Raw genomic sequence first — 12,923 nt, 5'->3', positions numbered from 1 at the left:
CGCTACCGAGCGCTCAGCGGACCCCGCGCGGACGGAACTGCACGCTGATGCGCGGGCCGACCGGCTTCGAGGTCTTCGGCACGGCGTGCTCCCACGTGCGCTGGCACGAGCCGCCCATGACGACGAGGTCGCCGTGGCCGAGTTCGAACCGGCGGGACGGTCCGCCGCCGACCGGACGCAGCGCGAGCGCCCGTGGCGAGCCGAGCACGACGATCGCGACCATCGTGTCGTGGGTGCTGCCGCGACCGATGCGGTCGCCGTGCCAGGCGACGCTGTCGCGGCCGTCGCGGTAGAGGCACATGCCGCAGGTGGCGAACGGTTCGCCGAGTTCGGCGCGGTAGTGGTCGTCGAGCGACCGTTTGAGCTCGACCAGGGCGGGGTCGGGCAGCGGGTCCTTCTCACCGACGAAGTGCAGCAGGCGGGGGACGTCGACGACGCGGTCGTACATCGGACGCCGCTCGGCGTGCCACTCGACGCCGGTGCGCAACCGGTCGAAGAGCGCGTCGGCGCCGCTCACCCAGCGGGGGCGGACGTCCAGCCACGCGCCGTCGGTGAGTTCGGTGCGGCGGACGGTGGCCCCGAGCGGGCCGGGTCCGACGTCCTCGGCCGCGTCGAACAGCGAGGCCTGGAACGCGGTCACCCGGTCGACGGTACCGAACGTGCGTACGAAATGTCAGTCGCGGTTCGCGCGGCGCCCTCGGGTGCCCGGCGGGTCGGGCAGCTCGTCCCATTGGTCATAGGTGTTGATGCCGTTGACGGACGAGAAGCCGACGTAGCTGACGCCCGACCCGAGCAGCTCGGGCGGGAACGTGTGGCCGTCGACCTCGGACGGACGGCGCCCGACCGCCCGCCACAGCCGGGCCTCGCTGGGCCCGAGCCCTTCGGCGGCCCAGGCGCGGGCCTCGTCGCCGGAGAAGCCGAGCCGCACCCATTCGTCGCGCAGGTCGACGCCGTCGAACGCCCGCGCCTCGGCGACGGTGAGCGTCGGGTCGGCGGCGAACAGGGACTTGGTCTCGCCGGGACCGAAACCGGCCGCACGCCAGGCGATCGCGCGTTCGAGGCCGACCTCGCGCAACCGGTCGGCGTGGTGCAGCGGGTAGCCGGCGTCGAGCCAGGCGCGCAGCTCGCTGAGGTCGAACTCGCGGAACCGTTCCGCGCCGGGCGGTGGGTCGCCGGGGAGGCCGGCCTCGCGCCAGGCGGTGACGAAGTCGAGCAGGTCGTCGTCCTCGGGATCGCCCTCGGTCGAGTCGAGCCAGTCGAGCAGGGCCGCCGCGTCGAGCCCGGTGCGGTCCTGAGCGCGTCGCAGCTGGTCGGGTCGGATGCGGCGCCCGACGAGGCGGGCGACGGGCTCACCGGTGTGCCCCTCGGCGGCCCACGCGTCGAGCAGCTGCCGCAGTTCGTCCGGGCAGGCGGCGAGGAACCGGTCCTCGTCCCACCGCGTCAGCTCGCGGGTCGCCTCGAACACCTGCACCTGCTCGGTGTGCGGGCGCCGGGCCTCCCGCGTGCGGAACCAGTCGTCGCCGCGGCGCCGCTCGACCTCGGCCCAGACGATCTCGTGGACGGCCGTCACCGGCAGCCTCGGGAACGGCGAGCGCAGCAGCCACAGCCGGTGCGGCGGGGGAGCGGGCAATCCCGCCGCGCGCGCCGCCGAGCGGGCGTCGTCGGCCGCCCAGGAGTCCTGCGTGACGGGCACCCAGGTGCGCAACTCCGCCGGCCACGCGGCCGGCACGAGCTCATACAACGGGGCGGGGTGCAGCAGCGTCCACCCGTCCGCCGTGAGCGCGGAGACCTCGGGCAGGTCGCCCACGGACGGACGGTCGTACGGGTCGAGGTCCGGCGCGTCGTCGCCCGCGTCGCGCCCCGGCAGCGAGGACACGTGGGCCACGGCCGGCGGCTGGTCGAGGCCCCACGGATCGTCCACGCGGCCATCATCACCTGCCCCGGTACCGCGGCAGGCCCCACCCTTCGTCGGTCCTTCTGCTCTGCCCGCGTCCGCGCGGGCGAGACCGCGTCTGACGACTGTTCTGCTCTGCCCGCGTCCGCGCGGGCGGGACCGCGTCTGGCGACCTTTCTGCTCTGCCCGCGTCCGGCGCGGGTGGCCGGCCCCGCACCCCGGCTCCCTCGTCGATGCGGGCAGAGCAGGAGCGCGGATGGTCCGCCCGCTGCGCGCCGGCGCGGGCAGAGCAGAAGGATCGCTGACCCGTCCGGTGCGCGCCGGTGCGGGCAGAGCAGTAGGCCGGACGGGAGGGGTGTGTGCGCCGCCGAACCTGTCCGACGTCCGGGCCCGCGCACAGCGCGCTGTCGTACCGTGGAGCCGTGCATCGCTACCGCTTCGCGCTCCGGCCGGGTTGGGTCGCGCTGCACGTGCTCACCGTCGCGATGGTGGTGACGATGGCGTCGCTCGGGCGCTGGCAACTGGACGTGTCCGACCAGAAGCACTTCAACGTCCGCAACTTCGGCTACGCCCTCCAGTGGTGGGCGTTCGCGCTGTTCACGCTGCTGATGTGGTTCCGCGTGATGCGCGACCGCGTCCGCAACCACGACGCCAGCGGCGCGCCCGTCGACCCGCCGGCGCCGGTCGAGAGCGAGCGTGACGTGGCATACCGCCGGTACGTCCCGCCGCCGGCGCCCGCGCCGGAGGACGACACGATGGCCGCCTACAACGACTACCTCGCGCAGCTGAACGCGCGGCACGAGAAGGAGACCGGCTCGGCATGAGCAGCACGCCCACCGCGGGACCGGCCAACATCCTCGGCATCCGCCAGCCCCGCGTCGCGCCGAAGACCGTCGACGAGGCGAGCGGTGCGCTCATGCGCTACCGCGTCATGGCATTCGTGACCGGTGTCGTGCTGCTCGCCGGCACCATCGAGCTGATCGTCAAGTACGCCGCCGACGTCGACCCGCCGTTGTACGCGCTGCTGTGGATCGGACACGGCTGGCTGTTCATGATCTACGTGATCATCACCGCGCTGCTCGGCTTCCGGCTGCGCTGGCCGCTGTTGCGCTACGCCGTGGTCATGCTGGCCGGCACGATTCCGACGATGTCGTTCGTCGCCGAGCACTTCGTGACCCGGCAGACCCGTCGGGCGGCCGACGGGGCGGCGCAGGGTCAGCCGGCGGACGTCCGCGACTGACGCCCGTCGCCCAGCGCCTCGACGAGGTCGGCGCGCGCCCGCGCCACCCGCGAGCGCACCGTGCCCACTGGGCACGAGCACACCTCGGCGGTCTCCGCGTACGACAGCCCCAGCACCTGGGTGAGCACGAACGCCTCGCGCCGCTCGGGTTCGAGCAGCTGCACGAGATCGCGCACCGCCACCGAGTCGGCGTGGTCGGCCTGCGACCGCTCGCGCACCAGCGGCGCCCGCCGGTCCCGCTGGGCCGAGCGGACGAAGTCGGCGCACGCCCGCCGCGCGATCGACAGCAACCACGTGCGGGCGGACGACCGTCCGAGGAACCGGTGCAGCGAACCGAACGCGCGGGCGTAGGTGTCCTGGGTCAGGTCGTCGGCGTGGTCGCGTCCGGCGAGGTGCGCGCAGAGCCGCCAGACGTCCGACTGGGTCGCGCGGACGAGTTCGGCCGCCGCGGCGGCGTCGCCGCGCCGCGCGCGCAGGGCCACCGTCGTGACCTCGTCGTACTCGTCCATCTGTGACCTGGGTCTCGCCGGGAACTTCGGGGCCGGTCGGCCCGACTGTTATCGCGTGAGGTGCGAGCGATTCCGCGAAGCGGTGTCCGCGCGACTCGACGACGAGCCGCTCGGCATGTCGCCGTCCGTGCTGGACTCGCACCTCTCGTCCTGCTCCGATTGTGCCCGATGGGCCGAGGACGCGGCCGTGGTGACCCGGCAGGCCCGGCTCGACGTCACACCCGTGCCCGACCTCTCGGACGTCATCACCGCCGGCATCGCGCTGCCCGCCCGCCGGGTGCTCCGCCGCCGCCACTGGCTGCGCGTGCTGCTCGGCGTCATCGGCGTCGCCCAGCTCGCGATCGGACTGCCCGCGATCTTCGGCGACGAGCTCGGCATGGCGATGAGCTCCCACGGCGCGCACGAGGGTGCCGCGTGGAACCTCGCGATCGGCGTCGCGTTCCTCGCCGCCGCGTCGGTGCCGCGCCGCGCGACCGGGCTCGTTCCGCTGCTGGCCACCTTCACCGTCGTGCTGATGGCGCTGTCGATCCACGACGTCGCCGCCGGTGTCGTGACTGTCGGACGGATCGCCACCCACGCCGCCGTCGTCGCCGGCCTGCTCGTGCTGCTGCTGCTCGACCGCGCCGAGCGAGCGCTGCCGCCGGGCCGGTTCGACGCCGGCCGCCAGCGCCGCCGCGACGACGACGACAAGCCCGGCCTGCGGAGCGTCGCGTGACCCGCCGCCTCGTCGCGTTCCTCGCGCTGCTCGCCGGACTGCTGGGGACGGGCCTGCTGCTCGCCTCGCCGGCGTCGGCGCACGCGACCGTCGTGACGTCGAGTCCGGAGGACGGTTCGCGCCTGAAGGCGGCGCCGAAGTCGGTGACGATCACCTTCGACGAACCCGTCCGCCTCGGTGGCATCGGCTACGTGCACGTCACCGACCAGACCGGACGCCGCGTCGACACCAGCAACGGCACGCAGCCCGGCGACCAGACCGAGATCACCGACACGCTGCGGTCCGGGCTGAAGGACGGCGCGTACACGGTCAGCTTCCGGGTGGTGTCGGCCGACTCGCACCCGGTGGCGGGCACCGTCCGCTTCGTCGTGGGCGACGGCGCGCTGGTGCGCGGCAGCGTGGCCGAGTCGGGCGGCAACAGCACCACCGAGGCCGTGTTCGACGTGCTGCGGTGGGTCTCGTTCGCCGGGCTCGCGCTGCTCGGCGGCGCCTGGCTGCTGCTCACCGTCTGGCCCGAGGGACGCGACGACCGCCGCGCCCGCCGCCTCGTGTGGACGGGCTGGACGGCCACCGTCGTCGGCGCCGTGCTCGAACTGCTGATGCAGGGCCCGTACACGGCCGGACTCGGACCATGGCGCCTGTTCGACACGACGCTGGCAGACGCCACCCTGCACACCGACTACGGGCAGCTGCACAGCGTCCGGCTGGCCCTGCTCGGCGTCGTCGGACTGCTGTTCGCGATCTCGTTGCGGGTGGGCGCGCAACCCGCGCCGTGGGAGGGCATCGCCGGGCTCGCCGCCATCGGTATCGCGGCCAGCTTCTCGGCCGCCGGCCACGCGGGAACCACGTCACCGGCGACGCTGTCGATCGTCGTCGACATGCTGCACCTGCTCGCGATGGCGGTGTGGGTCGGCGGGTTGGTCGTGCTCGTCGCCGCCGTGCTGCCGCGGCGCGAACCGGACGAGCTGCACCGCGTGCTGCCCGTCTTCTCGAAGGTCGCGTTCACGTCGGTCGTGGTGCTCGCGGTGACCGGCTCGTACAACGCGTGGCGCGGCGTCGGCACGATCGACGCCCTGTTCACCACCCGCTACGGGCTGTTGGTCGTCGCGAAGGCGGTGCTGTTCGTCGGCATCGTCGCCGTCGCCAACCTCTCGCGCCGGGCGGTGCGACAGCGGGTCGCCCGTCCGCGACTGGCCTATGCGAACACGGACACGGTCGAGGAGGAGTTCGACGAGACCCCCGACCCCGTCGCCACCGAGCGCCTGCGCCGCGGCGTGGTCGTCGAGGTCGTGATCGCCGCCGTCGTGCTCGCGCTGACCGCGGTGCTCGTCGCGTCGCCGCGGGGCAAGGAGGACCTAGCCGCGCAGTACCGCGAGCCGATCTCGACCAGCACGTCGCTCGGCGGCGGGCGCACCCTCACCGTCTCGGTCGACCCCGGCACACACGGCTCGGTGACGATGACCGTCGACGTGTCGAGCGGAGCCCGTCCGACCTCGATCCAAGCGACCGCGACCCAGGTCGAGAAGAAGATCGGCCCCGTCCCCATCAAGCTCACCCGCGCTGCCGGACGCACGTTCGAGGGCACCGCCGACCTGACCGTGCCCGGCACCTGGCGCATCGACCTCACCGTCCAGACGTCGCAGTTCGACGCCACCACCGCCAACGTCTCGCTCGAGATGCACTGAGAGGAAACCCCGAATGTCCCGACTGCGCACAGCCGCGATCGTCACCATGACCGGCGTGGGTCTGCTCGCTGCGACGACCGTCTTCGCCGGTCCCGCGAGCGCGCACGTCTCGGTCTCGTCGACGGACGCGACGCAGGGCGGCTACGGCGTCGTGAACTTCCGCGTGCCCACCGAGGAAGCGGACGCGTCGACGGTGAAGCTGCAGGTGCAGCTGCCCGACGGCATCGCTTACGCGGCCACGCAGCCGCTCGCCGGCTGGACGGCCGTCGAGACGAAGGCGAAGCTCGCCAAGCCGGTGCAGAGCGACGACGGCCCGATCACCGAGGGCGTCAGCCGCATCACCTGGACGGCGTCCGCCGGTGCCGGTGTGAAGCCGGGCCAGTTCCAGCAGTTCGTCGTGCAGCTGGGACCGCTGCCCGAGCAGGACAGCATCACGTTCAAGGCGATCCAGACCTACTCGAACGGCAAGGTCGTCAGCTGGATCCAGACGCCGGCGCCCGGCTCGTCCGAGGAGCCCGACTTCCCCGCCCCGACGCTGCAGCTCGCCGCGGCGAGCGGTGACCACCACGGCGGCGGGTCGTCGGCGTCCTCGAGCGAGGGCGCGTACCAGTCGGACCTCACGGTCACTGCGGACGACCACGACGAGCCGTCGAACACCGGACCGATCGTGCTCTCGATCATCGCCGTCGTGCTCGCGGCCGGAGCCCTCGGACTCTCGATCGTCAACCGGGCGAGGGCCCGCTCGTGAAGCTGCCCTGGCCCGCGGTCGCCGCGGGTGTGCTCGCGCTCGCGGTCGGCGGCGCCGGCCTCGTGCGCGGGGCGATGCCGCAGTCGGCCGCGTCCGGCGGTTCCGGCCCGAGCCAGCCCGTGAGCGTGTACGGGGCGTACCTCCGTCCGCCGGTGCCGCCGACCGAGCGCGCGGCCGCGTACTTCACCATCCGCAACAACACCGGCACGCCGGACGTCCTCACCGACGTCGATAGCGGCGCCGGTGGCTCGAACACGCTGCACCAGGACCAGGGCGGACGGATGGTCGCGCTCGCGACCGGCCTGACCATCCCGGCCGGCAAGACGGTCGTCATGACGCCCGGCGGGGTGCACGTGATGATCGAGCAGATCTACGGGACGTTGGAGAAGGGCGACAACGTCACCTTTCAGCTGACGTTCCGCAATGCCGGGACGGTGGAGATCACCACCCCCGTCGTACCGTTCGGGCAACCCGCACCCACCGCATCAGGAGTTCCGAAGTGAAACGCGTTCTGTTCCTGCTCGTCGCCGTGGTGGCGCTGGTGGCGGGCTGTTCCTCGTCGGGCGACCCGGCCCCGAAGTCGTCCGAACTGATCGGCAACAGCGGCGACGGCACCTATCTCGGCGCCGGACTGACCCCGCCGCAGCCGCGGCCGAGCTTCACGCTCACCGACACGGCCGGCAAGAAGTTCGCCTTCGGCACGGCAACCTCCGGACGTCCGACGTTGCTGTTCTTCGGCTACACGAACTGTCCGGACGTGTGTCCCACGACGATGGCGGACGTGCAGGCGGCGCTGCAGAAGGTCCCCGCGTCGGTGGCAGCGAAGACGGACGTCGTGTTCGTGACGACGGACGTCAAGCGTGACAAGCCTTCGGTGCTGAAGAAGTGGCTGTCGAACTTCTCGCCGAAGACGCAGGGCGCGAGGTTCATCGGTCTCACCGGCACGCAGACCGAGATCGACGCCGCCCAGGCGGCCGCGCACATCACCGTCGCCGAGGACAACGGGCAGACGCACTCGTCGCAGCTGCTGCTCTACGGCCCCGACGACTACGCCCGCGTGACCTTTCTGCAGAGCGTGAACCTCAGCAAGCAGGTCGCCCACGATCTCCCTGTGGTGGCGAAGGCCTAGGGCGTCTCTCCCAGTCCCATGCTCTGCTGCGCGACGCTCAGCAGCACGATCTGCGGCGTTGTCTTCGTCGTCCATAGCAAGCTATGGCCTCCTCATCCGCCTTGCATCTCGCACTACTGAACGCCGCTCGCGACGAGCGGGGACTGGGAGACACGCCCAATGGCACAATCTGCGTCCGTGAGATTCGAGTCCGCACGGCCGTGGATCGGCACCGTCGTCCGCCTGGCCCTCGGTGTCATCTGGATCTGGGCGTCGCTGGACAAGCTCAGCTCGCCGCGCACGTTCGTGCAGGCGGTGCGCGCCTACGACGCGACGCCCGAGTGGCTCTCGAAGGGCATCGGGTACGGGCTTCCCGTGGTCGAGCTGTCACTCGGCGTGCTGCTGGTCCTGGGCGTCGCCACGCGGGTCGCGGCGGCGGTGTCGGGGCTGCTGTTCCTGGTGTTCCTGATCGGGCTGGTACAGGCGGCGATCCGCGGTATTCAGATCGAGTGCGGCTGCTTCGGCGGCGGCGGCACGACCACCGGGGGCACGACCTACACGCTCGACATCCTGCGCGACATCGGGCTCATCGTGCTGGCGGCCTTCCTCGTCGTTTGGCCGCTGACGCGGCTGTCGCTGGACGAGTACATCGCCCGCAACGACCGGGTCGAGCGTCCGTCCGCCAAACGCATGCGGACGGAGCAGGGCCGCAAGAAGTACAACGCCATGCTCGAGGCACGGCGCAAGGAGGCGCGCTCTCGCGACCGGTGGATCGCCGCCTCGCTCGGCGGTGTGGTCGTGCTGGTCGCTGTCATCGGCATCGGCGTGCAGGCCAACCGCGCCAAGATCGAGGGCTCGCTCGCGGCCACGAACGCGTCCGTCGACAGCGGCATCGTGTTCGGCAAGAAGGCCGCCGCGACGGTCGACATCTACGAGGACATCCAGTGCCCGAACTGCCGCAACTTCGAGCAGGAGGCCGGTAAGACGATCGAGGCGGCCGTCCGCGCGAACAAGGCGCAGGTGCGCTACCACGTCATCTCGCTGTCGAGCCTCGACACCTTCGAGAACGGGTACTACAGCTCGCGCGGCGCCAACGCCGCGTACTGCGCGTCCGACGTCTCGGTCGATTACTTCGTCGCGTGGCAGCAGTACATGTACGGCAAGGTCAACGGCAAGAACGTGCAGCCGGACGAGGGCGCCGGCGGTCTCGCGAACACCGAGATCGAGACACTCGCGACCAAGGTGCGCAACCCGTCCCTGCCGTCGACCGCGAAGACCGACTTCAACTCGTGCGTCGAGAACCAGCGGCACAAGGCGCTGGTGCAGGCGATCACCGACAAGGCGAGCCAGGACGGCGTCAACGGCACGCCGACGGTCAAGGTCAACGGCAAGACCATCGACAACTCGGCCGCCGCGTTCACCGCCGCGGTGAACAAGGCGCTGAAGAACGGTCCCGCGCCGCAGCCGTCGAAGACGCCGTCGCCGAAGCCTTCGTCGAGCACGCCGGCCACGACCGGGTCGTCGTCGGCCTCGCCGAAGAAGACGACGTCGTCGTCGGCTGCCGGGTAGCTCAGGCGTCGTACGCGGCGCGGTGGGCGAGCACGTCGTCCATGTGGCTCTGCGCCCAGGCGCGCAGCGACTGGGTGACGCCGAGCAGTGACGTGCCGAGGTCGGTCAGCGCGTAGGTGACGGTCACCGGCACGGTGGGCTCGACGCTGCGGGTGACGAGGCCGTCGCGCTCGAGGGTGCGCAGTGTCTGAGTGAGCATCTTGGGGCTGACGCCGGCGATGGTGCGGGATAGCTCCGAGTAGCGCTGCTCGCCGGTGCCGAGGGCACACAGCACGAGCACGACCCACTTGTCGCTGATGCGGTCGAGCAGCTGGCGGCTCGGGCAGACGTCGAGGAAGGCGTTGTACTCGACCTTGGCCTTCGCGCGCTTCGCGCGGGCGGTGGTGGTGGGCATGGTCTGCTCCTGCGGTGAGCTACGCACTTCGAGGTGCCTACTTCCCATCGGAGAGTAGCTCGCTGATCGTGGAGGCATGAGCACTTTCCTTCTCGGAGACCGTCCCGTCGGCCGCGTCGGCTACGGCGCCATGCAACTCGCCGGGCCGGGGGTGATGGGCCCGCCCCGCGACCGTGACGAGGCGCTGGCCGTGCTGCGCACCGCTGTCGAGCTCGGCGTCACCCACATCGACACCAGCGACGCGTACGGACCGTCCGTCGTCAACGAGCTGATCCGCTCGGCGCTGCACCCGTACCCGTCCGATCTGGTCATCGCGACGAAGGTCGGGGCGACCCGCACGCCGGACGGCGGCTGGCCGGTGGCGCGGCGTCCGGAACAGCTGCGCGAACAGGTGGAGTCGAACCTGCGGACGCTGGGGGTGTCCTCGCTGGAGCTCGTGTACCTGCGGGTGGGGGACGCGACCGGCCCGGTCTCCGGGTCGCTGGCGGAGGCGTTCGACGCGCTGCTGTCGATGCAGGCGGACGGGCTGATCCGGGGCCTCGGCGTCTCGAACGCGACGGCCGAGCAGGTGGCCGAGGCGCGGGCGATCGGGCCGGTCGTCAGCGTGCAGAACATGTACAACCTGGCCCACCGCGCGGACGACGCGCTGGTCGACGAGCTCGCCGCGGACGGGGTGGCGTACGTGCCGTTCTTCCCGCTGGGTGGCTTCTCGCCACTGCAGACTGCCGCTCTCTCGGCGGTGGCCGGACGGCTGGGGGAGTCGCCGATGGCGGTGGCGCTGGCGTGGCTGCTGCAGCGCTCGCCGAACGTGCTGCTCATCCCGGGGACGTCGTCGGTGTCCCATCTGCGCGCGAATCTCGCGGCGGGTTCACTGGTGCTGTCCAACGACGATCTGCGGGCGCTGGAGGCTGTCTGACCACCCCCGGACACGACGAAGCCCGCCCGGCGCATGCCGAGCGGGCTTTGTCGTCTGCGCGGTACTACTTGTTGGCGGCGTCCTTGAGGGCGCTGCCGGCAGTGAGCTTGACCGTCTTGGCGGCGGGGATCTGGATCGTCTCGCCGGTGGACGGGTTGCGGCCCTCGCGGGCGGCGCGCTCGCCGACCGAGAGAGCGAAGAAGCCAGGAACGCTGACCTTCTCGCCCTTGGTCGCGGCGCTCTCGAGCGTCGACTGCAGCGAGCGCAGAACGGCGTCGACCGTCTTCTGCTCCAGGTCGGCACCCTCGGCGACGGCTGCCACCAGTTCCTTGCGGTTCACGCGGTCTCCCTTGATCGTCTGGGTTACTTGCCGGCCCCAGTATCTACTCCCACCCGAAAATCCCCGTAATTGGGGGGCTCCAGAGGGTCGGCGTGTCGTTCAGCGGGGGTCCCGGGTCGTCTGCCGTTCACCCCGCCGTGTAGTGTTCAGCACTGGTTCCGCGGCACCATCCGCGGCCAGGTTTGGGGCTGTGGCGCAGCTGGTAGCGCACCACACTGGCAGTGTGGGGGTCAGGGGTTCGAGTCCCCTCAGCTCCACCATCCCCGCGACGCGGTCCATCGTCAGCGCCTAGGCAGCGCTTCACTGTTCGCTCAAGACAGTCGACTACCTCACTTACCAAATGTTCTGGTTCGACTAGCCGGGACTGCTCACGCAACCGGACCTGAGACACGGTCCCTCCTGGGCGTGCTGCCCGCACGTCGAGACCCGGAAATCCGAGGAAGCGTCGGACCTGCCCGCTAGGGTCTGCCCCCAGAGGGAGGACGTATGCGACACGGCTTCAAATTCATTGATCTTTTTTCCGGTCTTGGTGGTTTCCATCTAGCGCTTCAGTCCTGCGGTGGCACGGGTGTCTTCGCTGCGGAATGGGAACCCACACTTAGCGACCTATACGAGAAGAACTTTGGCCTACGGCCCTGGGTCGATGTCGCGCAACTCAACGATCCAGGACGGCAGGTTCCCGACCACGACCTATTGGCAGCGGGGTTTCCTTGCCAACCTTTCTCAAAGGCCGGGGAGCAACTCGGCTTCGAGCACACACAACAAGGACAACTTTTCTTCAAAGTATTAGAAATTCTTGAAACCAAACGCCCACCGAAGTTTATTTTAGAGAATGTCCCGAATATCCTTCGCCATCGCAATGGCACAACCTTGCGCACGATCCTAGGGCATCTGACCGGCCTCGGGTACGAGGTGGACGTGCAGCGGCTATCGCCGCACCAGTTTGGGATTCCTCAAATTCGGGAGCGTGCGTACTTCGTAGGCTCGATAACAGGCCTGCAGGGATTCTCCTGGCCCGCGCCGTGCTCATGCATTTCAGATATTAGACATGTCCTCGACTCTCACGCCATTCCGGTGCGCCCTGTGCCCAAACTCACATTGCGCGCGATTGACGTTTGGGGCGACTTTCTACGATCGTCGCCTCCCAGCGTAAAGCTACCCTCATTTCCAATTTGGGCTATGGAATTCGGCGCGACCTATCCCTTCGAGGAAATTACGCCCGCAGTAATCCAAGCAAATCGTGGCACTCGGGCCCTAGCGCGCTACAAGGGCACTCTAGGTGCGTCGCTAACGGGCCGAACTGCCCAGGAGCAACTCAGGTTGCTGCCGAGCCACAGCAGACGCTTAGAGAATAGATTTCCCCGCTGGAAAGTAAGATTCATTCGACAAAATCGCCAATTTTTTGACGAGAATCGCAGCTGGATTGTTCCATGGATGGAGAGATCAGATCTCGGCAACTTCCATTCAAGTCTGCAAAAGTTCGAATGGAATGTACAAGGCGGGGAACGCGACATAAGCAAGTATGTGTTGCAGGTGAGGGCGTCAGGCCTTCGAGTAAAGCGAACAAACACTGCACCGAGTTTGGTTGCGATGACTCATACTCAAGTCCCGATCCTGGGTTGGGATCGACGCTACATGACGCCGGAGGAGTGCGCGAAACTGCAAAGTTTAGACGGTATAGCGCTGCCAGCCGACGACTTGACGGCCTACAAAGCGCTAGGAAACGCGGTTAATGCGAGTGTAGTAAGAAAGATAGCCGAGCCCTTGCTCGCTTCTGATTAGCGCACACGTTCGGGGAGGGAGGT

Annotated in this window: 15 protein-coding genes and 1 tRNA gene; 11 read left to right on the top strand and 5 right to left on the bottom strand. The window is 69.7% G+C overall.

The window, feature by feature from the left end; all coding sequences use genetic code 11:
* Positions 1-13: 13 nt before the first annotated feature.
* Positions 14-640, bottom strand: coding sequence for an alpha-ketoglutarate-dependent dioxygenase AlkB family protein (locus tag ACYVP9_RS08750; RefSeq protein WP_460604392.1), 627 nt, complete (start codon positions 638-640; stop codon positions 14-16).
* A 33-nt stretch (positions 641-673) separates the two neighbouring features.
* A complete protein-coding gene (locus ACYVP9_RS08745; protein WP_460604390.1) occupies positions 674-1,921 on the bottom strand; it encodes a hypothetical protein in 1,248 nt (415 codons plus the stop codon).
* Between the two features lie 395 nt (positions 1,922-2,316).
* Here ACYVP9_RS08745 and ACYVP9_RS08740 point away from each other — a divergent pair, with 395 nt between their 5' ends.
* Both ACYVP9_RS08740 and ACYVP9_RS08735 read left to right on the top strand, forming a co-directional pair.
* A complete protein-coding gene (locus tag ACYVP9_RS08740) occupies positions 2,317-2,718 on the top strand; it encodes a hypothetical protein (protein WP_460604389.1) in 402 nt (133 codons plus the stop codon).
* Entirely contained in the window at positions 2,715-3,134 is a 420-nt protein-coding gene (locus tag ACYVP9_RS08735) for a DUF3817 domain-containing protein (RefSeq protein ID WP_460604387.1), read from the top strand. Before ACYVP9_RS08740 ends, ACYVP9_RS08735 begins: the two co-directional genes overlap by 4 nt.
* Here the strand turns inward: ACYVP9_RS08735 and ACYVP9_RS08730 are convergent.
* Positions 3,110-3,643 carry a sigma-70 family RNA polymerase sigma factor gene (locus ACYVP9_RS08730; RefSeq protein WP_460604386.1) on the bottom strand — a complete coding sequence of 178 codons (534 nt, stop codon included), beginning with the start codon at positions 3,641-3,643 and terminating at the stop codon, positions 3,110-3,112. The two genes, ACYVP9_RS08735 and ACYVP9_RS08730, sit on opposite strands and share 25 nt — an antisense overlap.
* 55 nt (positions 3,644-3,698) lie before the next feature.
* Here ACYVP9_RS08730 and ACYVP9_RS08725 point away from each other — a divergent pair, with 55 nt between their 5' ends.
* The 6 genes from ACYVP9_RS08725 (at position 3,699) to ACYVP9_RS08700 (ending at position 9,468) form a co-directional block, all read left to right on the top strand.
* Positions 3,699-4,358 carry a zf-HC2 domain-containing protein gene (locus ACYVP9_RS08725; protein WP_460604385.1) on the top strand — a complete coding sequence of 220 codons (660 nt, stop codon included), beginning with the start codon at positions 3,699-3,701 and terminating at the stop codon, positions 4,356-4,358.
* On the top strand, positions 4,355-6,043 hold the full coding sequence (locus ACYVP9_RS08720) for a copper resistance CopC/CopD family protein (RefSeq protein WP_460604383.1): 1,689 nt from the start codon (positions 4,355-4,357) through the stop codon (positions 6,041-6,043). Before ACYVP9_RS08725 ends, ACYVP9_RS08720 begins: the two co-directional genes overlap by 4 nt.
* A 13-nt stretch (positions 6,044-6,056) precedes the next feature.
* Positions 6,057-6,791 (top strand): YcnI family copper-binding membrane protein, encoded by a 735-nt coding sequence (locus ACYVP9_RS08715; RefSeq protein ID WP_460604381.1) that lies wholly within the window; start codon positions 6,057-6,059, stop codon positions 6,789-6,791.
* On the top strand, positions 6,788-7,294 hold the full coding sequence (locus ACYVP9_RS08710; protein ID WP_460604379.1) for a copper chaperone PCu(A)C: 507 nt from the start codon (positions 6,788-6,790) through the stop codon (positions 7,292-7,294). The genes ACYVP9_RS08715 and ACYVP9_RS08710 overlap by 4 nt, the downstream gene beginning before the upstream one ends.
* Positions 7,291-7,920, top strand: coding sequence for an SCO family protein (locus tag ACYVP9_RS08705; RefSeq protein ID WP_460604378.1), 630 nt, complete (start codon positions 7,291-7,293; stop codon positions 7,918-7,920). Before ACYVP9_RS08710 ends, ACYVP9_RS08705 begins: the two co-directional genes overlap by 4 nt.
* A gap of 177 nt (positions 7,921-8,097) precedes the next feature.
* Positions 8,098-9,468: a MauE/DoxX family redox-associated membrane protein gene (locus ACYVP9_RS08700; protein ID WP_460604377.1), complete on the top strand. Its 1,371-nt coding sequence runs from the start codon at positions 8,098-8,100 to the stop codon at positions 9,466-9,468.
* 1 nt (position 9,469) lies between these two features.
* Here ACYVP9_RS08700 and ACYVP9_RS08695 read toward each other — a convergent pair whose 3' ends face one another.
* Entirely contained in the window at positions 9,470-9,862 is a 393-nt protein-coding gene (locus tag ACYVP9_RS08695; RefSeq protein WP_460604376.1) for a winged helix-turn-helix transcriptional regulator, read from the bottom strand.
* Between the two features lie 76 nt (positions 9,863-9,938).
* Between ACYVP9_RS08695 and ACYVP9_RS08690 the strand changes: the two genes are divergently transcribed.
* Positions 9,939-10,778, top strand: coding sequence for an aldo-keto reductase family protein (locus ACYVP9_RS08690; RefSeq protein ID WP_460604375.1), 840 nt, complete (start codon positions 9,939-9,941; stop codon positions 10,776-10,778).
* 64 nt (positions 10,779-10,842) lie between these two features.
* Here ACYVP9_RS08690 and ACYVP9_RS08685 read toward each other — a convergent pair whose 3' ends face one another.
* Complete coding sequence (locus ACYVP9_RS08685; protein ID WP_460605048.1) at positions 10,843-11,133, bottom strand: HU family DNA-binding protein; 291 nt, start codon at positions 11,131-11,133, stop codon at positions 10,843-10,845.
* A gap of 169 nt (positions 11,134-11,302) precedes the next feature.
* On the opposite strand from ACYVP9_RS08685, the gene ACYVP9_RS08680 reads away from it, so the two are divergent.
* A tRNA-Ala gene (locus ACYVP9_RS08680) sits at positions 11,303-11,378 on the top strand.
* A 226-nt stretch (positions 11,379-11,604) separates the two neighbouring features.
* A complete protein-coding gene (dcm, locus tag ACYVP9_RS08675) occupies positions 11,605-12,900 on the top strand; it encodes a DNA (cytosine-5-)-methyltransferase (protein WP_460604374.1) in 1,296 nt (431 codons plus the stop codon).
* Positions 12,901-12,923: the final 23 nt, after the last annotated feature.

This window comes from Jatrophihabitans fulvus, assembly GCF_054781375.1.
This window is presented reverse-complemented; position numbering and strand designations above follow the sequence as displayed.

Bases quoted from the DNA above. Each gene is read 5' to 3' on its own strand.
- ACYVP9_RS08690 (WP_460604375.1), top strand. From the start codon at position 9,939: ATGAGCACTTTCCTTCTCGGAGACCGTCCCGTCGGCCGCGTCGGCTAC.
- ACYVP9_RS08730 (WP_460604386.1), bottom strand. From the start codon at position 3,643: ATGGACGAGTACGACGAGGTCACGACGGTGGCCCTGCGCGCGCGGCGC.
- ACYVP9_RS08735 (WP_460604387.1), top strand. From the start codon at position 2,715: ATGAGCAGCACGCCCACCGCGGGACCGGCCAACATCCTCGGCATCCGC.
- dcm (WP_460604374.1), top strand. From the start codon at position 11,605: ATGCGACACGGCTTCAAATTCATTGATCTTTTTTCCGGTCTTGGTGGT.
- ACYVP9_RS08695 (WP_460604376.1), bottom strand. From the start codon at position 9,862: ATGCCCACCACCACCGCCCGCGCGAAGCGCGCGAAGGCCAAGGTCGAG.
- ACYVP9_RS08715 (WP_460604381.1), top strand. From the start codon at position 6,057: ATGTCCCGACTGCGCACAGCCGCGATCGTCACCATGACCGGCGTGGGT.